Source organism: Pseudomonas sp. PDM26, assembly GCF_019219185.1.
In the GTDB taxonomy this organism is placed as follows: domain Bacteria; phylum Pseudomonadota; class Gammaproteobacteria; order Pseudomonadales; family Pseudomonadaceae; genus Aquipseudomonas.
Genome location: NZ_JAHUWC010000003.1, coordinates 394,777 through 415,671 on the forward strand (window position 1 = coordinate 394,777; position 20,895 = coordinate 415,671).

Below are 20,895 nucleotides of genomic sequence, written 5' to 3' on the forward strand. Positions count from 1 at the left end.
TTGTTTCTGCCGGGGGGATTCGGGGACCACATTCGCAAACAGCGGGTATGACCAACTACAGGTCGGATTCGCGCAAAAAACCTCACCTTGCATCTGTTCGAATGATCTTCAGCGGCCCGCCAGATTGGCGCCTTCTGTTGCTCAAACAATGACAAGGATAAATGACATGCAAATGCCGAAAACCATCCAGATCAAGAACGGCGAAAAAGTGAATCCGACGTTCTCGGCTCAGGAATATGCCAACCGCCAGGCCAAATTGCGGGCTTATCTGGCGCAGAACAATATCGACGCGGCAGTCTTCACGTCTTATCACAACATCAACTACTACAGCGATTTCCTGTACTGCTCCTTCGGGCGTCAGTACGCGCTGGTCGTGACCCAGGACAGCGCCGTGACCATCAGCGCCAACATCGATGGCGGTCAGCCGTGGCGCAGGACCGTCGGCACTGAAAACATCGTCTACACCGACTGGCAGCGCGACAACTACTTCGTCGCGATCCAGCAGGCCTTGCCCAAGGCCGGGCGCATCGGCATCGAGTTCGATCATCTGAACTTGCTCAATCGCGACAAACTCGCCAGCCGCTATCCGCAGGCTGAGCTGGTGGATATCGCCGCACCGTGCATGCGTATGCGCATGATCAAGTCCACCGAAGAACACGCGATCATTCGCCATGGCGCGCGCATCGCGGACATCGGCGGTGCGGCCATCGTCGAAGCCTTGCGTGATCAGGTGCCAGAATACGAAGTAGCCCTGCATGCCACTCAGGCGATGGTGCGCGAAATTGCCCGCACTTTCCCGGATTCCGAACTGATGGACACCTGGACCTGGTTCCAGTCCGGTATCAACACCGATGGTGCACATAACCCGGTCACGTCGCGCAAGGTCAACAAGGGTGACATCCTCAGCCTTAACTGCTTCCCGATGATTGCCGGTTACTACACCGCACTGGAACGTACCTTGTTCCTGGACCACTGCTCCGATGAGCATCTGCGCTTATGGGAAGTTAACGTCAAAGTGCACGAGGCTGGTCTGAAGCTGATCAAACCAGGCATGCGCTGCTGCGATATCGCGCTGCAACTGAACGAGATTTTCCTGGAACACGATCTGCTGCAATACCGCACCTTCGGCTACGGCCACTCCTTCGGTACGCTGAGCCATTACTACGGGCGCGAAGCCGGGCTGGAATTGCGCGAAGACATCGACACGGTGCTGGAGCCAGGGATGGTGGTGTCCATTGAACCGATGATCATGCTGCCCGAGGGCCTTCCGGGTGCCGGCGGGTATCGTGAACACGACATCCTGATTGTCAACGAACAGGGTGGGGAAAACATCACCAAGTTCCCGTATGGTCCGGAACACAACATCATCAAGAAGTAAGATCCCGCGCCGCACAGTGAACCTGTGCGGCGTTTTGCTTTGACGAGTGACGAAAAATCTTCCCGGTGGCTGAGATAAACCGGAACAAAACAATGCATGCACGCTAAATAGCGCGCAGCATTTACCGAGCCTTGACCCTGCCAAGTAAAACAATAGAGGGTTTTGTCATGTTCTACGCCTCGACTCTTCGTTTCGATCACCACACCTCTGACACCGGAGGTGCCCAATGAGCACCCAAAGCGCAAGCTTGACGCCGACCCTGGCGCAGAAACTTGAACAGACCGCCGAGCGCAAGGCCCTGCGGCGCGCGGCCAGTGCCAGCTTCATGGGTAATTTCGTCGAGTGGTTCGACTATGCGGCCTACGGCTACCTGGCAACCGTCATCGCGCTCACGTTTTTTCCGCAAACAGACAAGACGACCGCGCTACTGGCGACGTTCGCCGTGTTTGCGCTGTCGTTTATCGTCCGCCCGCTGGGGGGACTGGTCTGGGGCCACTTCGGTGACAAATACGGGCGGCGTAGTGCGCTGTCCTGGTCGATTCTGATCATGTCGATCTCGACCTTTTGCATCGGTATCCTGCCGACCTACAACCATATCGGCCTGTGGGCACCGGCCTTGTTGTTGCTGATTCGCTTGTTCCAGGGTTTTTCCGCTTCAGGTGAATACGCCGGGGCCTCGGCCTTTCTCGCCGAGTATGCGCCCGAGGGTAAACGCGGTTTGTACACCAGCATTGTCCCGGCGAGTACGGCGGCTGGCTTACTCTTCGGCGCGGTCTTTGTCGCCGGCCTGCATGCGTGGATGAGTGTCGAGGATCTGCACAGCTGGGGCTGGCGTTTACCCTTTCTGCTGGCAGCGCCATTTGGGCTGGTGGGGCGCTACATCCGCATGAGTCTGCAAGACACGCCCAAGTTCCTGGAGATGGAAAAACGCCTTGAAGCGAAGGAGTGCGCGACCCACGCTCCGGTTCGCGAATTGCTGACCGTGCACCGACGCAGTGTGATGATCGGGATCGGCGCGACCTGCCTGAATGCGGTGGCGTTCTACTTGTTGCTCAGCTACATGCCGACCTACCTGTCCACCGAAATGGGCATGAGCGAGAGTGATTCGTTCCTGGCGTCCACGGTATCGCTGGCGACTTACATCGGGCTGATCTTTCTGATGGGCAAACTGTCGGATCGGTTCGGACGCAAAACCATGCTGCTGAGCGCTTCAATATTGTTCCTGGTGCTGACATTTCCTCTGTTCGGGATGTTGGAGAATCAACCGCTGATGGTGATTCTGATGATCCAGATTGCTTTCGGCGCGATCCTGGCGATGAACGACGGCACCTTGCCGTGCTTCCTCGCCGAGATATTTCCCACCCGCGTCCGCTTCAGTGGTTTTGCCTTCAGCTTCAACATCGCCAACGCGGTGTTCGGCGGCACCGCGCCGTTTATCGCAACCTGGCTGATTCAACTGACCGGCAACAAAATGGCCCCGGCCTGGTATCTGCTGGCTGCAGCGGCGGTAGCTTTGATTGCTATGTTGGCGAGCCGGGAAACGGCGCATAAGGCGTTGCAGGACTGACCCTCTCTCGACATGAAACACAACCGGCCCGCGAGGGTGACATTGCGGACGCCATCGCGGGCAAGCCCTAATGTCGATCAGTTAAGGGATCGACATTAGGGCTTGCCCGCGAAGAGGCCAGCCCGGCCAACATCAATGTCGAATCAATGCACCGCCACTACTTGCTTGCGCTCACCCATCGGCGATACGCCAAAGAAACGGCTGTAGCATTTGGAGAAATGCGCAGGCGAAACGAAGCCGCAGGCGAGGGCGATATCACGTACCTGCGATTCGCTGCGCAGCAATAATTGACGCGCCCGTGCAAGGCGCAATTCCAGGTAGTACTGACTCGGCGTGCGCTGCAGATGCTTGTGAAACAGGCGTTCGAGCTGGCGCACCGACACCTCGTTCAACCGCGCGAGTTCCTCAAGGCCCACCGGCTCCTCGAGATTGGCTTCCATGATCGCCACCATCTGGCTGAGCTTGGGCTGCGAGGTACCCAGCTTTTGCCGCAATGGCACACGCTGTTGTTCCTGTGCATTGCGTACCCGATCACACAACAACAACTCGGCCGCATGGGCTGCGATATCGCGACCACCAGGTTCGCGGGCGATCAACTGCAGGGTCATGTCCATGGAGGCCACGCCACCGGAGCAGGTGTAGCGATCACGGTCCAGCTCGAACAGCTGGTTGGAAATGATGATCCCCGGAAAACGCTCTTTCAGTGCTTCGATGTCTTCCCAGTGAATCGTGCAGCGATAGCCCTTGAGCAGATCGGCGCGCGCCAACAAGTGGCTGCCAGTGCAGATCCCGCCCAGTGGTACCTGATCATGCGCCAGCTTGCGTAGCCAATTGAGCAGTGGTCGGCTGCTGTGATTGGAGACGATCGGGTTTGATCCTACAACGAACAGCATGTCGAGTTTGGGTGCATCGGTGATGGTATGGTCAGGCAGGATGCGCATGCCGTTGCTGGCTGTCACCGGATCCAGGCTGGCGGCGATGATGACCGTGCGGAACATCGGTTTGCGCGCGGCCAGGTTGGCCATGCGCAGTGTTTCCACGGCGGAGGCGAAGCCGATGGTGGTGAAGTTGGGGATGACCAGGAAACCCACGGTTTTCACCGGTCGTTGTTCATTCGCCGAACGTCCTGCGGCGGGTTTCACCACCTGGAGTTTCGCCATTATTACCGCTCCTCAACTGCATCAGTGACATGCTCCGCGGCAAGCTGCCGATACGGGCAACGTCATCTCGTTTTTGTGATTGTATGCCCTGCTTACAGGCTTCAGGATTTTACTGTGTGTGTCCGGTCAATGGACCTTGACGAAAGGAATACGCACGCAAGATGTCATGAGTCTCGATTGGCTGGAGGGGGCGCAGAAAGCGTGGGGAGTCAGGCATGAGTGATCAACAAAAAAACCGGCCAGCTCCGTGGTGGAGAGCGGCCGGAAAGAGGTGAACGAGGATGCGTGTTGCTATCGGGGATAGCGCCTCAAGCGTTTTCGGTTCGCGCGATGTCGACGGCTTGCACTGTCTTCTTCCTGGAGTTGAAGATTGCACCCATACAGACGATGGACAATGTCAGCGCACCTGTCGCTACAACTTCCATGCGATGCTGCGGCAAGATCAGCATGACCACCAGGATGCTCAAGATGCAGGCAATGACCAGGTAGCTGAGCCAGGGGAAAAACCACATCTTGAACGCGATCGGTTGCCGCGAAGCATTCATCTTCTTGCGCAGTACCAGTTGCGAAACAGCGATGACCAGATAGACCAGCAGCGCAACGGCACCGGAGCTGGCCAGGAGGAAGGAGAAGACTTCGTTGGGTGCAAAGTAATTGAGTGCCGTGGTCAGAAAACCGACCGCTGTGCTGGCCAGCACCGCGATATAAGGCACCCCTGAAGTCGACGTCTTCTGCAGCACTCGAGGGCCATCACCGCGCTTGCTCAGGGAGTAGACCATGCGTGACGCGGTATAGATGGCTGAATTGAGGCAACTGGCTACAGCAATCAGCACGACGATATCGACGATCATTTTCGCGTGTGGAATGTTCATCAACTCGAGCGCCCTCTGGTAAGAGCCGACTTCCATGAGCATGGGGTCGTTCCAGGGGACGATGGAGATGATGAGGAATACCGAGACGATATAGAAAATCCCCATTCGCCAGACGACGGAGTTGGTCGCGCGGGTGATCTGTTTGGCGGGGTTTTGCGATTCGGCAGCGGCAATGGTGACGATTTCCGTGCCCATGAAGCTGAACACGGTGGTGAGCATCGCGCCGATGACGGCGGTCATGCCATTGGGCATGAAACCTCCGAACTCATGACTTAGTTGAACGACTCCACTCACCGTCGTATCCGGTAATCCGCCCACCAGGGCAAGCGCGCCAAGCGCGATAAACCCCAGAACCGCGATGACTTTGAGCATGGCGAACCAGAACTCGAACTCCCCGTACCGGGCGACACTGAACAGGTTGGTCAAGGTCAGCAGGCCGGTGACCGCTATGGCGAACTCCCAGGTCTGAATGGCGGGAAACCAGGCGTGCAGGATGGCGGCAGCGGCGATGGCTTCAATCGGAATGACCAGTACCCAGAACCACCAGTACAGCCAGCCGATGGTGAAGCCGGCGCTGCGTCCCATCGCCCGCTCGGCATAGGTCGAAAACGATCCTGTATCGGGCGACGCTACGGCCATCTCTCCCAGCATGCGCATCACCAGCACGACCAGGGTGCCGGAAAAAATGTACGCCAGGATGGCGGCCGGCCCCGCCGAGGCGATGGCGTGTCCTGAACCGATGAACAGGCCGGCGCCAATGGCTCCGGCAATGGACAGCATGGTGACGTGACGCTGCTTGAGGCCTGGGGCCAAGGTTGAGCTGCTGGACATGAGACTTACCCTTTTTATTTTACTTGGAGAGGGTGAAGCAATAACCGTGAGTACTTGTTTCGGCACGTCCGTGTGTTCTTCAGGTGTCCAAATCAAAAGCCTCGCGCACAGCGGCGCTGATGCCAGAGACACAGACTTCCAGAATCAGCTCGCCTTTCTCGCGACTGGAACCTTTAGGTGATGACAGTGTTCCGCAGGCCGGTGTGCGCTCCGGGATGATGGGAAAGACGTCGTAAGGCGGGAAGGTCGCGGGAGGATGATCAACCGCACGACTCAGATCGACCTTGTCGGGGTGCAGGGCCAGCATCAGAGAGGTTTCGAAAATTCCGCCATGTTCGATATCCCAGCCGAGGAATCCCTCGGGATATAGCTTTTCGATGACCGCAGGATCGTTGACGAAGTCCCAATAGGACAGCACGACGACCTTGAAGTCACTGATGCCACCGTAGCGAAGCTCCCGAAGGGCAAGGTCTATGCCCTCGACAATGAACATCGAATTTTCAAAGTGCCCGTTCATCATCACCAGTTTGCGTGCGCCATGGCGTGCAAGTTCTCTGATGATGTCCTGCACGGTATGGGTCAGCGTGGCTCCATCGAGGCTGGTTGTTCCCGGGAAGTGGTTGCCGCCGCCTGATTTCTGCTGAGACTTGTAGCCATAGGCGAGGGCAGGTAAAACCAGGCCGCTGACATTCTGCGCTACCGCCTTGCATATCGCGGTAGGCAGCAGCACATCGACTTCCATGCACATGTGATGTCCATGCTGTTCCAGTGCACCCACGGGCAGAAAGATTGGGCTGCCGGCAGCGACCTTCTCTGCATACGCAGGCCAGGTGAGTTCTCCAATAACGACACTGTTGTTCATCTACACACCCTCTGAAAGTGTTTGACCGTTGGTGATTTTTAACCGGTGGTTGGGGGCGTTTGCCTATCGTCTGGCCGACCTTGCGGATTGCAGGAATCGAAGGTGGCGCGTGGATCAATTCGATCAGAGGGGGAGGGCGCAGATTTGTCTAAATCCGACCCGTAAATGACAAAACACCCTCTGATTTGTCATTTCTGTCCGGTTATCGGATTAGGGCTCGTCGCTTTTGCGTGGGAAGGGGCATGAGTCGGATCTGACAAAGTCCAGGTCGGACGCGCACAAAAAAGGGTGATGGCGACCTGATGCAATGCATCCAGCCAGCGAATGATGCGTTTGGTTGGCAGCGATAGCAGGCAGCAGGCAAGAGCAAAAGGATGAGACGGACAGGAGCACTTTTCATCAGAGCCACTTTCCATCACCAGGCGAGACAATAATGAAAAATCGCATCGACCTTTCACGCCGTACATTCCTCAAGACCTCCAGCATTCTGGCAGGCACCGCAGCGCTTTCTGGTTTGCTGCCCTTGAGAAGCTTCGCCGCAGCGGAAAAAGAACTGGTCATACTCGCATGGGCCGGACACGCAGAGCCGGACATCGTCGCTGAGTTCGAGCGCAAATATGGGGTCAGGGTCCGGGCCAAGTACTATACCGGTGGCGACAACATGCTGGGGTTGATCTCACAATCCCCGCCCGGCACTTTCGACCTGATCCTGTCCGACGCCGAATATGTCCAGCAACTCAATGCCGCCGAGTACATCGAGCAACTTGACCCCGCTGACTACCCCTTCGATGACTTCTACCCAGAGTTCCAGCATTTTCCCGGCCACTGGCAGGGGGACAAGCTCTACTCGGTCCTGATTCGCTTTGGCTTCCTCGGCATCGCCTACAACACCCAACTCGTTCCCCAAGATAAGGTGCACAGCTATGACGTGTTCTGGGACGAAAGCCTCAAGGGCAAGGTTGGACACTTCGACTGGCACCTGCCGAATCTCGGACAGATCAGCTTGATGAATGGCAACGTGCGCCCGTACGACATCGATACCGCGCACTGGCAAACGGTGCAGCAGAAGATGATGAGCCTGCGTGCGCAAATCGGTGGTTTCTTCGATTATGGCGGAACCTTTTCTTCACTGAAAAATGGTCAGATCCATGCCATGTGCGGCATCGGCGACTGGATTACCGGTGTCTTGCAACGAGCCGGCGCACCGGTGAAAACCGTCTTGCCGAAAGAGGGCGGATTGCAATGGACGGAGTCTTACTGCATCGCTAAAAAAGCACACAGTCCGGAGCTGGCGAAGAAGTTCATCCAATACATCACCTCACCTGAAGGCCAGGTCAAGTCGGCGAAGATGGCCGCTTATCCAGCGCTGATCCCGAGCAAAAAGGGATGGGAACTGTTGAACCAGACCGATCCCGCCGAGGCGAAGCGCCAAGGCATGCTGCTCGGTGAGCGCAACGTCATGGATGACATACGCGATGGTCGTATCAAGTACCGCGAACTCCCGGTCCGGCAGAGTCTGGATGAGTGGAATGACTTCTGGTCGCAATACAAGGGTGCTTGACGAGACGAGTGGAGGTGGTCGCTATGATTTCAGACAAGTTGAAGGCTTCGTCGTTAGGGCTTTCGGGAAATACCGATGCCCAAACGCAGCATCCCGGCAAGAAGGTGTGGCGCTTGCCGTTGTTTGGCCTGTGTTTCTCGATGCCAATCCTGATCTGGCAATTGATTTTCTTCGTATTCCCGCTGGCATTTCTGGTGGCCATCAGCTTTTGGCTTGTACGCAACTTCCGGATGGTGCCAACGTTCGAATGGCTCAACTGGAGCTACATGCTCAGTCGCGCCTTTTTTTGGGACGCCTACGTCCATACACTCGCCATGGCGGCGAGCGCCACCGTGCTGGTGAGCCTGGTGGCCTTTCCCTGCGCTTATACGATCGCCTTCAAGTTTCGTGAGTCGGCAAAGCAGCTGCTGGTGTTGCTGCTGGTCACTCCGTTCTTCACCAGCTACCTGGTGCGCACCTATTCATGGCAGGTGTTCCTCAGCGATAACGGCATCTTCAATGCCGCACTCGGTCTGCTTGGGATAGAGCCGTTTGCCATGTTGAATACGGCGTTCGGTACTTATGTCGGTTATTTCACGCTGTGCCTGCCATTGGTGGTTTTGCTGCAACTGTTCAGCCTGATGTACATCGATCGTTCGTTGATCGAGGCGGCGCACAACCTGGGCTGCGGACGATTGCGAACGGTGCTGTTGGTGGTGCTGCCATCGGCGCGGATCGGCATCGTGGTTGCGGCGCTGTTCTGCTTCATCCTGACCTTCGGCGACTTTGTCAGCCCGCTCTACCTGGGTGGTGGTCAGCCGCCGACCTTGAGTACGCTGATTACGGACACCACCAAGTCCGGCCAGCAATGGCCACGCGCGGCGGTGATCGCAACGATGATGATTGTGACGTTGCTCATCGCGGCTTTTGGTGCGGTTCGCTTCGCTTACCGGAGGCGCGCATGAACGAGCATCGGTTGATTAACTTCTTGCTTCGCAGCTTTGTCGTAATGGTGTTCCTCTTCATCTTTTTGCCGATTGCCGGCAGCTTCGTGTTCTCGTTCAACATTGACCGTTTCCCTTCCTTGCCACTGGGCGGTTTCAGCCTGCACTGGTACGAGATGATCGCCAGCGATCCGGCGGTCTGGCAGGCATTCAGGAACAGCCTGACGGTGGGTGTGGTCGTGTCGCTGGTCTCAACCCTGCTTGGGTTTACGGCGGCTTACACAGACTTCCGTTACCCGTTCTTCGGCAAGTCGATCTACATGGCGCTCGCGCTACTGCCGCCCACCATCCCGGTGGTGATCATGGGCCTGGCGATGCTGGCTTTCCTGTCGCGGGTCGGGCTTTCCGGCGAGATCTACGCGGTGATGATCAGCCATATCGTAATGTGCGCACCGTTCGCAATGGCGGTCATCAGGATGCGCCTGGCGCAGATGGATCCGAACATTGAGGCGGCGGCCTGGAACCTGGGAGCCAATCAATGGAAGGCCATGCGTCATGTGATCCTGCCATTCACGGCGCCGAGCATTTTCGCCGCGCTGTTCGTGACCATGGCCGTTTCCTTCGATGAGTTCGCTGTCGCCTGGTTCGTGTCGGGGCTTAACGAAACGGTGCCCGTGCGCATCCTCAATACGCTGCAAGGGCAGGTGAGCCCGACCATCAACGCGATCGGCACCATCGTCTTTATCACGACCATGACCCTGGTGATCCTCGCGCAACTGTTGTTGATGCGGCGGCGTAAGCCCGCCAGTGCCTGATACCACCCTGACAATCATCCGAACACGAAGGATTCAGCCATGACTCAACCGTTGGTGGTATTCGACAACGTGGTTAAACATTTCGGTAGCTATCAGGCTGTCGAGCGTATGAACCTGGAAATTTACAAAGGTGAGTTCGTCGCGATCATGGGGTCGAGCGGCTGCGGTAAAACCACAACGCTGCGCATGCTCGCGGGGCTGGATAAACCCAGTGAAGGCGAAATTCGTCTTAACGGTGAGCGCATCAATGATCTCTACTCCTGGGAACGGGAGACGCCGCTGGTCTGGCAAAACCTGGCGCTGTTCCCGTTTCTTGACGTGCTGGAGAATGTCGAGTTCGGTCTGCGAATGAGAGGGATGGCCAAGGCTGAGCGACGCAAGAAGGCGCTACTGTGGCTTGAGCGGCTCGGATTGGAGGAGTTCGCCACTCGCGATATAAGCCTGCTCTCCGGTGGCCAGCGGCAACGCGTGGCGTTGGCGCGCTCGTTGGTCACCGAACCGCCGATCCTGCTGCTCGACGAGCCCCTGAGTGCCCTGGATGCTCATCTGAGTGTGCGCATGCAAGGCGTGCTGACTGGACTGCAGAAGGACCTGGGTATCACCTTTGTCTACGTCACTCACAGTCAATCCGAAGCCTTTGCAATGGCCGATCGTGTAGTGATCATGAGTCGAGGCCGGGTCGAACAGATCGGCTCGCCGCAGGACGTTTTCCTTGAGCCTCACAACCGCTTCGTTGCCGAGTTCGTTGGCGGTAAAAACATCCTTGAAGGCACTGTCGTTGGCTTCGACGATAGCGGGTTGGTTTGCCTCGATTCGCAGCACGGTGGTTTCCTTGCGCGGCTGCCTGAGGGTAAAACGGTTGTTCCCGCTGAGCGCGTTACGGTCTGCGTAAGCGCCGAGCATATCGACCTGACCGCGCAGCCTATGCGACGCAACCGGCTGAACTGCACCGTCGTCGGTGAAGAGTTCATCGGCTCGATGGTCAACATCTATCTCGAAGCCAGCGGCGGGCTTGAGTTGCAGGTGCAGAAACGGCATGCCGATTACAACTTGCCTGGCGTGCACTGCGGGCAAAAAATCTTCGCCGAGTGGGATGGCGCGCATGCGCTGATTCTGCGTGGGGACTGACTCGCTGGTTTGCAACCAGGCGTGATAATGCAAGCGCACCACTTGAATCAGCAGTGGGCCAATGGTTTGCAGGTAACTATCCGGCCGGCATCAATTGCAGTCAGCAACTCGGGTTCTTCGAGGATGATTTTGGTCGATGAAATGGATTTCCCCTATTTTTCCCCCACAAAAACGTCGGCTCTTGATGGCCGTCACTGGACTCTCGTAGAGCAGAACACCGCAGGAGCTCAAGTAAGTACTTGCAGCTTCAATAGCGGCTGACTTTGAAGGGGAGGGGGAATGGTGTTACTTGAGGGCAGACGCAGAGATTTTAGAGTAAGTGTCGACATCAGTTGTGGCAAGAAGGCAGCGGCCATCCTTGAATTTTGCGTAGAAAGTTATTTCCTTTTCTTTGTCGCATAGCCACCAGCCCGCAACCAGTCCAACCGGACCTAAAAGCAATGCTCCAGCCAGGTTCCATCGAATAACGCTCCCTTTCTTATTAACTATTTCCTCGGTTGCTGTTTCTAAAGTTTCCAGTTTTGAAAGGGGTATCTTTATTTTAAGGGAAGGTTTTACTGCGGAATTTAAAATGAACAGTCCAGATTGAAATTCAGCAGCACCTGTCAGAAAGTCACCGGATATCACCGTTATCTTCGACATGGTGCTCCTCTCCTGATCAGGTTTAGCCAGCTGATCACTGGGCTCCAAAGGTCTCTGTCAGTCAATCGGCTTACGACAAAAGGTGAGACCGACAGTCACCCCATCGATACCAGATCCTGGGCATTCTCAACCGTCATGCCGAGGCGGTCGGCGATCAGCACTTGCAGTCGTGCACCTTTCGAATGCTCCCGGCCAGGGAGCGTGGCAGTCCATCGGGGCGTCGATGTCGAGGCGCATGCAGTGGTACGGAGTCCAATCGCTTTGATGTATTGGTTTGCAGTTGTCTCGTTACGTTGCATGCGGTAATCCATATATGCGATAAACCGTATATGAGCTGATGCTTCACAATGGCCAGCAAATCCCGTGTTCCTCCTTCATGAAATTCATGAGCGCATCAAGATGTTCGTCTTGGTCAAAAACAAACACTGAGAACCGATATGGCTGACCATCTGACACCGACCACTGTTTTCAAATGCCTGGCTGACGACACTCGGGTGCGCACGATGATGCTCATCACCCGTGAAGGAGAGCTATGTGTTTGCGAGCTGACCTGCGCGCTGAACGAGAGTCAGCCAAAAATCTCCAGGCACCTCGCACAACTGAGAACCTGTGGCCTGTTGTCGGACCGTCGGCAAGGCCAATGGGTCTATTACCGACTGCACCCCAATCTGCCGGATTGGGTTCATCAAGTGCTGACCACGGTGCTCGAAAGCAACAAGCACTGGTTAAGTCCTGATGCCAAACGCCTTGAAGAGATGGGCGACCGTCCTGAAAGGGCAATCGCCTGTTGTTAAAGCCAGATCGTCTGATTGCGCCTTCGAATACGAGATCGCTCGATGAAAATCTTGTTCCTCTGCACTGCCAATAGCTGTCGCAGCATCGCTTTCGCCACGGTGATTGGCCCGTTGGTGGAAGTGCCAGTGCTGATTTCCCATATCGACTACATCGGCCAGTTCGATACCCAGTCGAACGCCCACTGACAACAAATACAGAGCACAACAACATGACTATCAAAGTTGGCATCAATGGTTTTGGACGCATCGGTCGCCTCGCTCTGCGAGCTGCCTGGAGTTGGCCAGAGTTCGAATTCGTGCAGATCAACGATCCGGCAGGGGACGCGGCGACCCATGCGCACCTGATCAACTTCGACTCGGTGCATGGCCGTTGGAACAACGAAGCCAGCGCCGAAGGCGATAGCGTCGTCATCGACAATAAGCGCATCAAGGTAACGGCCAACAAGGCGATTGCCGACACCGATTGGTCGGGCTGCGATCTGGTGATTGAAGCCAGCGGCAAGATGAAAACCGTCGCGGTGCTTCAGGCTTACCTGGACCAAGGCGTGAAGCGTGTGGTGGTCTGTGCACCGGTCAAGGAGCAGGGCGCCTTGAACGTGGTGATGGGCGTTAACCAGCACCTGTTCGACCCTGCGCAGCATCGCATTGTGACCGCCGCCTCCTGCACCACCAATTGCCTGGCCCCTGTCGTCAAGGTTATCCACGAAAAGCTGGGCATTCGCCACGGTTCGATCACCACCATCCACGACCTGACCAACACCCAGAGCATTCTCGATCAGCCGCACAAGGATCTGCGCCGTGCGCGTGCCTCCGGCATGAGTTTGATTCCAACCAGCACCGGCTCGGCCACCGCCATTGCCGAAATCTTCCCGGAGCTGCGTGGGCGCCTGAATGGTCACGCCGTACGCGTGCCACTGGCCAATGCTTCGCTGACCGATTGTGTCTTTGAAGTCGAGCGTGCCACCACTGTGGAAGAAGTGAATCAGTTGCTCAAGGATGCTTCCGAGAACGAGCTCAAAGGCATCCTCGGTTTCGAGGTGCGTCCGCTAGTGTCCATCGACTACCGTACCGACCCGCGCTCATCGATCATCGATGCGCTGTCGACCATGGTCATCAACGGCACCCAGGTCAAACTTTATGCCTGGTACGACAACGAATGGGGTTATGCCAACCGCACTGTCGAACTGGCGAAAATGGTCGGTCTGGCGGTCTGAGGAGCGGTCATGAAAGCGTTGTCAGCCCTCGCGCCGCAAGTGCGGCAGTACCTGCTCGTGACAGGCAACTACTGGGCCTTCACCCTCACCGACGGCGCCTTGCGCATGTTGGTGGTGCTGCACTTTCACACGTTGGGCTACAGCCCACTGCAAATCGCGGCATTGTTTCTGTTCTACGAGCTCTTTGGCGTGATCACCAACCTGGTGGGGGGCTACCTCGGCGCCCGGCTGGGGCTGAACCGAACCATGAACATCGGACTCGGCCTCCAGGTTGCGGCGCTGCTGATGCTGACGGTTCCGGTGGTCTGGCTGACCATCCCGTGGGTGATGGGCGCGCAGGCGCTGTCGGGGATTGCCAAAGACCTGAACAAGATGAGTGCCAAAAGCTCCATCAAGCTTCTGGTTCCTGATGGGCAGCAGGGCAAGCTCTACCAGTGGGTGGCAATCCTCACCGGCTCGAAGAACGCACTCAAGGGTGTCGGCTTCTTTCTTGGCGGAGCCTTGCTGGCATTGATCGGCTTCAAGGGCGCCTTGCTGGCCATGGCGGGTGTCCTGGCGCTGATCTGGGTCAGCAGCTTGATCCTGTTGAAGAAGGACCTGGGCAAAGCGAAAGCCAAACCCAGGTTTCGCGACATCCTGTCCAAGAGCCGGGCGATCAACATTCTGTCAGCAGCCCGGATGTTCCTGTTCGGTGCCCGCGATGTCTGGTTCGTGGTGGCCTTGCCGGTGTACCTGAGCAGCGTGTTCGGCTGGGACTTCTGGAAGGTTGGCGGCTTCCTGGCGTCCTGGGTGATTGGCTACGGCATCGTGCAGTCCTTCGCGCCCCACATCACTGGAAAGAAGCGTGGGCACGTACCGGATGGTCGTGCAGCATTTCTGTGGGCGCTGGCACTGGCCGGTCTGCCTGCTGGCATTGCTCTCGGGCTGAACACCGGGCTGTCGCAACAGGGGGTGCTGTTGGGTGGATTGATGGCTTTTGGTGCGTTGTTCGCAGTGAATTCATCGCTCCACAGCTATCTGATCGTGTCCTACGCCAAGGAAGATGGTGTGTCACTGGATGTGGGGTTTTATTACATGTCGAACGCCATGGGGCGGTTGATAGGTACGGTGCTTTCCGGCTGGATTTATCAGGTGTATGGGCTGGGGGCGTGCTTGTGGATATCGAGCGCCTTTGTGCTGCTCGCAGCGCTGATTTCTATCGGGTTACCGAGGCATGCCGAGGCGATGTGAAGCCGCCCTGAAGGTGGCTTGCAGCCAATCGCTATCAGCAGCCAGGCATTTGAGGTAAGGCAGGCAAGTGTTGGAGGCAAGTCATGAACCGGTTCACAAGTGTCTTAACTGTTTTACCCGTTTTACTCTCCGTGTTGCCAGGCAGTGGCTGCGATCAAAAAGAGTCTCGTCGCTATCAAGGGAAGATGCTCGGCGAATGGATTGTTGATTTGGCCAAAAAAATGGGCCTGCGTGGTGCGACCCTGTCTACGGGCTAAACAAAAGGTTCTTCCCGGTAATCCGTGAAGAACCTGTTTTTTCAGCTTCTCATTGTTTTCCTCAGGTGCTCAGCATTGACGCAGAGCATTATCCAGATCAGCGATCAGATCTTCCTCGTGCTCGAGGCCAATCGAGATCCGGATCAACCCCTCGGACACCCCTGCTTTACTGCGCAGAGCCTGCGGCACACCCGATTGTGTGGTCGAAGCTGGATGACAAACCAGGGACTCGGTGCCTCCGAGACTGACAGCCGACTTGAAAAGATGCAGGGCGTTGATAAAGCGAAAGGCCCGTTCGCGACCGCCGTCCAGTACGAACGAGAAGGTTGAGCCAGGGCCCGTGCATTGCCGGCGGTAGACCTCCTGATAGCTGCCATCCTCAATAAGCTCTGGATGCAGAACGACGACTTTCTGGTGGGGGTTGCTGGCCAGCCAGCGAGCGATCACGGTGCCGGTTCTTGCGGCCTCTTTCATGCGCAGGACGAGCGTTTCCATCGAGCGGGAGATCATCCATGAGGAATGTGGATCGAGTTGCGAGCCGAACGAGCTGCGAACGCTGCGTATTTTGCTGACCAGCTCTTTGGTGCCCGTAATGCCTCCGGCAACAAGGTCACTGTGTCCACCCACATACTTGGTCAGCGAATACACGCACAGGTCAACACCGTGTTTCACCGGCTTCTGGAAGATAGGCCCGAGCAGGGTGTTATCGCAGACAATTAATGGCCGGTAGCTATGGCGCGTTTCGAAAGCGTCTATTTCCTTGCGCAACCCTTCCAGGTCGATCAGTGCGTTGGTCGGGTTAGCCGGAGTCTCGATATAGCAAATTCTAACTGGCCCCTTGCAGGCAGCAGTTTCCAGTGCATCTGCAATGGATTGCATGGACAGGCCGTCGTCAAAACCATGCGAGCCGATGCCCCAATCCGAGAGAATCTTGCTAATCAGGGTCTCAGTACCACCGTACAGCGGTGCCGATTGCACCAGTTGATCGCCTGGGCGCAGAAACGCAAACAAAACAGCACTGATGGCGGACATTCCACTGGATGTAATTGCGGCGGCTTCTGAGCCATCCAGCAGCGCGAGGCGGTCCTCGACGATTTCCAGGTTGGGATGATTGAAGCGGCTGTAGACCAGGCCAGCTGATGAATCCTGCGGAATCGGTTTACGACCCGACACGACATCGAAGAATTCTGCACCTTCCTCAGCCGTGCGAAACGCAAAGGTGGAGGTCAGGAAAACCGGTGGTTTGACTGCGCCTTCCGAGAGGAACGGGTCGTAACCATAAGACATCATCAATGTCTCAGGGTGCAACGCATGGCTTCCGATAGTTTTTTTGTGATAGCTGGAATAAGACATAAGCCGCACCTTTCTGAGTTTGCGATCAAGACTCATCGCTCATAAACGCACCGCCCTCGAAGGCATCGTTTTTGAGCCTGTTTGTGATGGAAAGAGTGTATTCAGAAGGGGGAGTATGAATTTTTCAATTTTTGTCAGGTTTTTCGTGGAATGAGAAAAATCATTCTCCAAAACGGTCGATTTCGTTAAAACCCGATAATGAGAAAGCGTATCCGGATGAAATGGCGCTCTGAAGGTACTCAGGATTCCTCGGGGCAATGGACGTCCAACAATAGAAAGTTGACGGAACGTGTATCGCTTTCGGTAATCGTCCCATTCGCAGAGCGGTAGCAGCAGAATGGGTGGGCAGGGCGCGGGCCTGTAACAGGTACACCGCTGTCCTGTCAGAGATTGCTTTGTGGCAGATGCACCTGCCACAAACAGCAGATTATCGAGGTAAAGGCAGCGCCGTCGTGTACTTGATCTGCTCCATGGCAAAGCTTGATGTGATGTTGGAAAGTCCGTCGACGCTCGTGATCAGCTTCTTGTAGAAAGTGTCATAGGCGGCAATGTCGCTCACCACAACGCGCAACATATAGTCCCAGTCCCCCGACATCCGATAGAACGCCATCACTTCCTCGAACTGCGACACGGTCTTGGCGAATGTATCCAGCCAGACCTTGTCATGACGCTGCGTCTTGACCTGCACCAGCACCGTTAACCCAAGACCCAGCAGCACTGGGTCCAGCAGGGCTACTTTGGCCCTGATATAGCCCTCTTTCTCGAGTTTCTTGATCCGCTTCCAGCAGGGGGTCGTTGAAAGGTTGACGGCTTCAGCCAGATCTTTGATAGGCATGTCGGCATCGCGTTGCAGGAGGGAGAGGATGTGGCGATCAAAGCTATCCATTTTTTCTTCTTGTTTGTGAGTTCGTAGAATTTTTTTCTAAAAAATAGCCTAAGGACTGAAGAAATGGAAATTAAATTTCGAGTGGGCGGCAGTAGGATTTACACCATGAAAACCGTGCCTGGAGCCACTCAAAAATGAAGAAGATCATCGCCACACTCGCCACGCCTCAGGCGATGGTCCTTATGCCGTTGACGCCTGCCGGGGCGAGGGAAACTCTGTGAACGATTGGATCCGTACAGCAGTCAGCCGTATCTCCTGCGATCTGCTGCGCTCCGCCGACACCCACATCCACAAGCTGGAAATTCCAGGGTTGAAGGGCATCGACATTTATCTCAAGGACGAGAGCACACATCCAACTGGCAGTCTCAAACATCGGCTGGCACGCTCGCTTTTTCTACATGCCATTTGCAGTGGCAAGATCCGAGAGGGTACCCATGTGGTCGAGGCATCCTCGGGCAGCACTGCTGTGTCCGAAGCCTACTTCGCCAAAATGCTTGGCCTGCGCTTCACTGCCGTCATGCCGCGCAACACCGCGAGCAAAAAGAAAGAGCAGCTCGAGCTGCTCGGCGGGCACTGTTACTTCGTTGATCATTCGTCAGAGGTCTATGCCCAGGCGCAGCGCCTGGCACGCGAAAGCGAAGGGCACTACATGGATCAGTTTACCTATGCCGAGCGGGCAACGGATTGGCGTGGCAACAACAATATTGCCGACAGTATCTTCCAGCAATTGACCGGCGAGGCGCACCCCATTCCCCACGCGGTGGTCATGAGTGCAGGGACTGGCGGCACTACCGCCACCATCGGCCGCTACATCCGCTACAAGGGTCATGACACTCAACTGATCGTGGTGGACCCCGAGCACTCGGTTTTCTATGACAGCTATCGAACAGGCGACTCAAGTCTTACCGGCAGCAAAGGCAGTCGCATAGAAGGCATCGGTCGTCCCCAGGTCGAGCCGTCGTTCCTGCCAGATGTGATCGACGACATGCTCAAGATCCCCGACGCGGCCAGCATCGCCACCCTTTATTGGCTGGAGAAAGTACTCGGGAGGAAGCCAGGGGGGTCCACTGGTACCAACATGTGGGGCGCACTGAAAGTCGCATCGAGGATGCAAGAGCAAGGTCTGCAGGGTTCTATCGTGACCCTGATGTGCGATAGCGGTGAACGCTATCTGGACACCTATTACGACCGCGACTGGGTCGCTCGCCACATCGGCGACATCACACCCTATGCGAAACAACTCGATTGCTACCTTTAATACACGTGAGTCACGACTGATTATGAGCCTGAACAAGAGCAACTTTTCGACCCAAGTGATCCACGCTGGCGAACAGTCGACCTATGCCGACAACACCATCTTCCCGGCGATCGTCACCTCCAGTTCGTTCATCAAGCGCAGCCTTGACGACAACCCGGACTACGCCTACGGACGAGTGGGTAACCCAACCCGACATGCCTATGAGAGCTGCATTGCGCAGTTGGAGCATGGCCTTGGAGCCGTGGCCTGCGCTTCGGGTCTGGCTGCGACCGCCACCGTGCTTGAGCTATTGCCCAAGGACTCCCATGTAATCGTGATGGCGGGCGTCTACGGGGGCACCTTCCGTCTGATGGAAGACTACCGCAGCAAGACGTCCGGGCTCACCACCACTTACGTCGACCTCAATGACCTTGAGGCACTGGCCGCCAGTCGCCGCGACAACACCCGGCTGATCTGGATCGAGACACCGACCAACCCTCTGCTGCAGCTGGTGGACATCCCGTGCGTGACAGAGTTTGCCCGTGCCCACGGCATCCTGACTTGCGTCGACAACACCTTCTGCTCACCCTGGAACCAGCGTCCGATCGAGCACGGCGTCGACCTGGTGATGCACTCAGCGAGTAAATACATTGGTGGGCACTCCGACCTGATCGGTGGAGTCGTGGTGGCAGCCGATGAGCAACTGTTCACCCGCCTGCGCGGCATCAGCATGGCCATTGGAGCAGTCCAGGGACCGTTCGACTGCTACCTCGCCCTGCGTGGGCTCAAGACCCTCGACGTGCGCATGGAGCGCCAGTGCAGCAATGCGCTACAGATCGCTCGCTACCTCAACCAGCACCCGCAGGTAGAGGCGGTGTATTACCCCGGACTGGAAAGCCATCCGCAGCACGAACTGTGCAAACGCCAGATGCGTTCTGGCGGCGCAGTGGTCTCGTTGAAGTTGAAGGCCAATCGCAAGGCGATAGCACCCTTCATCGAAAAGCTGTCGATCTTTGTATTGGCCGATTCCCTGGGCGGAGTCGAGAGCATGATCAACCACTCCTACAGCATGTCGCACAACTCGTTGAGCCATGAACAGAAAATCGGCCTGGGCATCAGCGAGAACCTGATCCGCCTCTCCATCGGCCTGGAACATGTCGACGATCTGATCGCCGATTTGAATGCGGGCTTTGTGCGGCTACCCACGACCAACGTCGAATAACAGAAATTCCCACTCCACCCACAAGAGGGTATCGAGGTCCATTGCACTGACGTTTCATGAAAACCGGCGTTCCGTTTATCAAACAATAAGGTCTATAAAATGCAAACGAACCGCATGCTCAAAAAACACTGGAAAACCGCAGTACTGGCACTGACGCTGGTAACCAGCTTCTCTGCTGCAGCTGATCAACTCAGCGATATCAAGGCCAAGGGTGAGTTGGTCTGTGGTGTGCTCGGCACCGACGAGCCGTTCAGCTACATCAAGGACCCAGCGTCTCGCGCGATCGTCGGTTACGACGTCGACATGTGCAACGCCATTGCCGCGACCATCGGGGTCAAACCGGTACTCAAGCAATTGACCGTCGCCGCACGTATTCCTGAATTACAACAAGGCCGTGTCGATCTTCTGGCTGCCTCCCTGACGCATAACAAAGAACGCGAAGCATTGATCAACTTCTCCCTTTCGACCTTTATCACGGGTCAGAAAGTCATGGTCAAGGCTGACAGTGGCGTCAATCAACTCGACCAACTGGCCGGCAAGAAAATTCTGACAATCAAAGGCTCCACCATGGAGCAGAGCATCCGCGCGAAGATCGCTGACGCCCAGATCGTATCGTTCGACAGCAACCCTCAAGCTTTGCTCGCCCTGCAACAGGGCAAAGGCTTGGGTTACGCCAACGATGAGACCTCATTGGCCGGCAACTTCGCCAAGCTGGGTGATGCGGCAAAAGATTTTCGGATTCTCCCAACGCCCCTGTCCACCGAGCATATTGCGCTGGGCCTGAGAAAAGAAGAACCCGCCTTCCAGGAGCAGGTGAACAAGACGCTGCGCGATCTGGAGTCGTCTGGCAAGGCTGAGACGCTCTTCACCAAATGGTTTGGTCCTGAGACCAACATGAAATTTGCCAGCCGCTCATTCAAGATCGAAACCGACCAAATCAACTAACTTCATTGAGGGCCCGAC

19 protein-coding genes and 1 pseudogene are annotated in these 20,895 nt (G+C 56.3%); 14 read left to right on the forward strand and 6 right to left on the reverse strand.

Features of this window, described 5'->3' with window-relative positions; genetic code table 11:
* Positions 1-166 precede the first annotated feature (166 nt).
* Both KW849_RS08890 and KW849_RS08895 read left to right on the forward strand, forming a co-directional pair.
* A complete protein-coding gene (locus KW849_RS08890; protein WP_218429027.1) occupies positions 167-1,378 on the forward strand; it encodes a M24 family metallopeptidase in 1,212 nt (403 codons plus the stop codon).
* 226 nt (positions 1,379-1,604) lie between these two features.
* The gene (locus KW849_RS08895; protein ID WP_218429028.1) at positions 1,605-2,945 is read left to right on the forward strand and encodes an MFS transporter; all 1,341 of its coding nucleotides are present in this window, start codon (positions 1,605-1,607) and stop codon (positions 2,943-2,945) included.
* 143 nt (positions 2,946-3,088) lie between these two features.
* Here the strand turns inward: KW849_RS08895 and KW849_RS08900 are convergent, their stop codons facing one another.
* From KW849_RS08900 to KW849_RS08910, 3 genes are all read right to left on the reverse strand, one after another.
* On the reverse strand, positions 3,089-4,105 hold the full coding sequence (locus KW849_RS08900) for a GlxA family transcriptional regulator (protein ID WP_218429029.1): 1,017 nt from the start codon (positions 4,103-4,105) through the stop codon (positions 3,089-3,091).
* Positions 4,106-4,413: 308 nt separating this feature from the next.
* Positions 4,414-5,808, reverse strand: coding sequence for a GABA permease (gene gabP / locus KW849_RS08905; protein ID WP_218429030.1), 1,395 nt, complete (start codon positions 5,806-5,808; stop codon positions 4,414-4,416).
* 79 nt (positions 5,809-5,887) lie between these two features.
* Entirely contained in the window at positions 5,888-6,670 is a 783-nt protein-coding gene (locus tag KW849_RS08910; protein ID WP_218429031.1) for a creatininase, read from the reverse strand.
* Between the two features lie 433 nt (positions 6,671-7,103).
* On the opposite strand from KW849_RS08910, the gene KW849_RS08915 reads away from it, so the two are divergent.
* The 4 genes from KW849_RS08915 to KW849_RS08930 are packed head-to-tail and all read left to right on the forward strand — an operon-like array spanning position 7,104 to position 11,097.
* The gene (locus KW849_RS08915; RefSeq protein WP_218429032.1) at positions 7,104-8,231 is read left to right on the forward strand and encodes an extracellular solute-binding protein; all 1,128 of its coding nucleotides are present in this window, start codon (positions 7,104-7,106) and stop codon (positions 8,229-8,231) included.
* A 23-nt stretch (positions 8,232-8,254) separates the two neighbouring features.
* On the forward strand, positions 8,255-9,175 hold the full coding sequence (locus KW849_RS08920) for an ABC transporter permease (protein ID WP_218429033.1): 921 nt from the start codon (positions 8,255-8,257) through the stop codon (positions 9,173-9,175).
* Positions 9,172-9,969, forward strand: a complete 798-nt coding sequence (locus KW849_RS08925; protein WP_218429034.1) for an ABC transporter permease — start codon at positions 9,172-9,174, stop codon at positions 9,967-9,969. The genes KW849_RS08920 and KW849_RS08925 overlap by 4 nt, the downstream gene beginning before the upstream one ends.
* Positions 9,970-10,008: 39 nt before the next feature.
* The gene (locus tag KW849_RS08930) at positions 10,009-11,097 is read left to right on the forward strand and encodes an ABC transporter ATP-binding protein (RefSeq protein ID WP_218429035.1); all 1,089 of its coding nucleotides are present in this window, start codon (positions 10,009-10,011) and stop codon (positions 11,095-11,097) included.
* 285 nt (positions 11,098-11,382) lie between these two features.
* Here the strand turns inward: KW849_RS08930 and KW849_RS08935 are convergent, their stop codons facing one another.
* On the reverse strand, positions 11,383-11,739 hold the full coding sequence (locus KW849_RS08935; protein WP_218429036.1) for a hypothetical protein: 357 nt from the start codon (positions 11,737-11,739) through the stop codon (positions 11,383-11,385).
* A 437-nt stretch (positions 11,740-12,176) separates the two neighbouring features.
* Between KW849_RS08935 and KW849_RS08940 the strand changes: the two genes are divergently transcribed.
* The 5 genes and pseudogenes from KW849_RS08940 to KW849_RS08960 form a co-directional block, all read left to right on the forward strand.
* Positions 12,177-12,533, forward strand: coding sequence for a metalloregulator ArsR/SmtB family transcription factor (locus tag KW849_RS08940; protein ID WP_218429037.1), 357 nt, complete (start codon positions 12,177-12,179; stop codon positions 12,531-12,533).
* A 42-nt stretch (positions 12,534-12,575) separates the two neighbouring features.
* Positions 12,576-12,719 (forward strand): hypothetical protein, encoded by a 144-nt coding sequence (locus KW849_RS08945; RefSeq protein WP_218429038.1) that lies wholly within the window; start codon positions 12,576-12,578, stop codon positions 12,717-12,719.
* 23 nt (positions 12,720-12,742) lie between these two features.
* The gene (locus KW849_RS08950) at positions 12,743-13,747 is read left to right on the forward strand and encodes an ArsJ-associated glyceraldehyde-3-phosphate dehydrogenase (protein ID WP_218429039.1); all 1,005 of its coding nucleotides are present in this window, start codon (positions 12,743-12,745) and stop codon (positions 13,745-13,747) included.
* Positions 13,748-13,756: 9 nt separating this feature from the next.
* The gene (arsJ, locus tag KW849_RS08955) at positions 13,757-14,977 is read left to right on the forward strand and encodes an organoarsenical effux MFS transporter ArsJ (RefSeq protein WP_218429040.1); all 1,221 of its coding nucleotides are present in this window, start codon (positions 13,757-13,759) and stop codon (positions 14,975-14,977) included.
* Positions 14,978-15,162: 185 nt separating this feature from the next.
* Positions 15,163-15,231: pseudogene (locus KW849_RS08960) on the forward strand (DUF190 domain-containing protein); the annotation flags it as partial.
* Positions 15,232-15,303: 72 nt separating this feature from the next.
* Here KW849_RS08960 and KW849_RS08965 read toward each other — a convergent pair.
* Positions 15,304-16,587, reverse strand: coding sequence for a cystathionine gamma-synthase family protein (locus tag KW849_RS08965; RefSeq protein ID WP_218429041.1), 1,284 nt, complete (start codon positions 16,585-16,587; stop codon positions 15,304-15,306).
* A gap of 427 nt (positions 16,588-17,014) precedes the next feature.
* A complete protein-coding gene (locus KW849_RS08970) occupies positions 17,015-17,473 on the reverse strand; it encodes an Lrp/AsnC family transcriptional regulator (protein ID WP_218429042.1) in 459 nt (152 codons plus the stop codon).
* A gap of 217 nt (positions 17,474-17,690) precedes the next feature.
* Between KW849_RS08970 and KW849_RS08975 the strand changes: the two genes are divergently transcribed.
* From KW849_RS08975 to KW849_RS08985, 3 genes are all read left to right on the forward strand, one after another.
* The gene (locus KW849_RS08975; protein ID WP_218429043.1) at positions 17,691-18,731 is read left to right on the forward strand and encodes a PLP-dependent cysteine synthase family protein; all 1,041 of its coding nucleotides are present in this window, start codon (positions 17,691-17,693) and stop codon (positions 18,729-18,731) included.
* Between the two features lie 22 nt (positions 18,732-18,753).
* Positions 18,754-19,932, forward strand: a complete 1,179-nt coding sequence (locus KW849_RS08980; RefSeq protein WP_218429044.1) for a PLP-dependent aspartate aminotransferase family protein — start codon at positions 18,754-18,756, stop codon at positions 19,930-19,932.
* Positions 19,933-20,031: 99 nt separating this feature from the next.
* Positions 20,032-20,877 carry an ABC transporter substrate-binding protein gene (locus KW849_RS08985; RefSeq protein ID WP_218429045.1) on the forward strand — a complete coding sequence of 282 codons (846 nt, stop codon included), beginning with the start codon at positions 20,032-20,034 and terminating at the stop codon, positions 20,875-20,877.
* The last annotated feature ends 18 nt before the right edge of the window (positions 20,878-20,895 follow it).

Excerpts from the sequence above, each read along its gene's own strand:
- KW849_RS08890 (WP_218429027.1), top strand. The coding sequence starts at position 167 with ATGCAAATGCCGAAAACCATCCAGATCAAGAACGGCGAAAAAGTGAAT.
- KW849_RS08895 (WP_218429028.1), top strand. The coding sequence starts at position 1,605 with ATGAGCACCCAAAGCGCAAGCTTGACGCCGACCCTGGCGCAGAAACTT.
- KW849_RS08900 (WP_218429029.1), bottom strand. The coding sequence starts at position 4,105 with ATGGCGAAACTCCAGGTGGTGAAACCCGCCGCAGGACGTTCGGCGAAT.
- gabP (WP_218429030.1), bottom strand. The coding sequence starts at position 5,808 with ATGTCCAGCAGCTCAACCTTGGCCCCAGGCCTCAAGCAGCGTCACGTC.
- KW849_RS08910 (WP_218429031.1), bottom strand. The coding sequence starts at position 6,670 with ATGAACAACAGTGTCGTTATTGGAGAACTCACCTGGCCTGCGTATGCA.
- KW849_RS08915 (WP_218429032.1), top strand. The coding sequence starts at position 7,104 with ATGAAAAATCGCATCGACCTTTCACGCCGTACATTCCTCAAGACCTCC.
- KW849_RS08920 (WP_218429033.1), top strand. The coding sequence starts at position 8,255 with ATGATTTCAGACAAGTTGAAGGCTTCGTCGTTAGGGCTTTCGGGAAAT.
- KW849_RS08925 (WP_218429034.1), top strand. The coding sequence starts at position 9,172 with ATGAACGAGCATCGGTTGATTAACTTCTTGCTTCGCAGCTTTGTCGTA.
- KW849_RS08930 (WP_218429035.1), top strand. The coding sequence starts at position 10,009 with ATGACTCAACCGTTGGTGGTATTCGACAACGTGGTTAAACATTTCGGT.
- KW849_RS08935 (WP_218429036.1), bottom strand. The coding sequence starts at position 11,739 with ATGTCGAAGATAACGGTGATATCCGGTGACTTTCTGACAGGTGCTGCT.
- KW849_RS08940 (WP_218429037.1), top strand. The coding sequence starts at position 12,177 with ATGGCTGACCATCTGACACCGACCACTGTTTTCAAATGCCTGGCTGAC.
- KW849_RS08945 (WP_218429038.1), top strand. The coding sequence starts at position 12,576 with ATGAAAATCTTGTTCCTCTGCACTGCCAATAGCTGTCGCAGCATCGCT.
- KW849_RS08950 (WP_218429039.1), top strand. The coding sequence starts at position 12,743 with ATGACTATCAAAGTTGGCATCAATGGTTTTGGACGCATCGGTCGCCTC.
- arsJ (WP_218429040.1), top strand. The coding sequence starts at position 13,757 with ATGAAAGCGTTGTCAGCCCTCGCGCCGCAAGTGCGGCAGTACCTGCTC.
- KW849_RS08965 (WP_218429041.1), bottom strand. The coding sequence starts at position 16,587 with ATGTCTTATTCCAGCTATCACAAAAAAACTATCGGAAGCCATGCGTTG.
- KW849_RS08970 (WP_218429042.1), bottom strand. The coding sequence starts at position 17,473 with ATGGATAGCTTTGATCGCCACATCCTCTCCCTCCTGCAACGCGATGCC.
- KW849_RS08980 (WP_218429044.1), top strand. The coding sequence starts at position 18,754 with ATGAGCCTGAACAAGAGCAACTTTTCGACCCAAGTGATCCACGCTGGC.
- KW849_RS08985 (WP_218429045.1), top strand. The coding sequence starts at position 20,032 with ATGCAAACGAACCGCATGCTCAAAAAACACTGGAAAACCGCAGTACTG.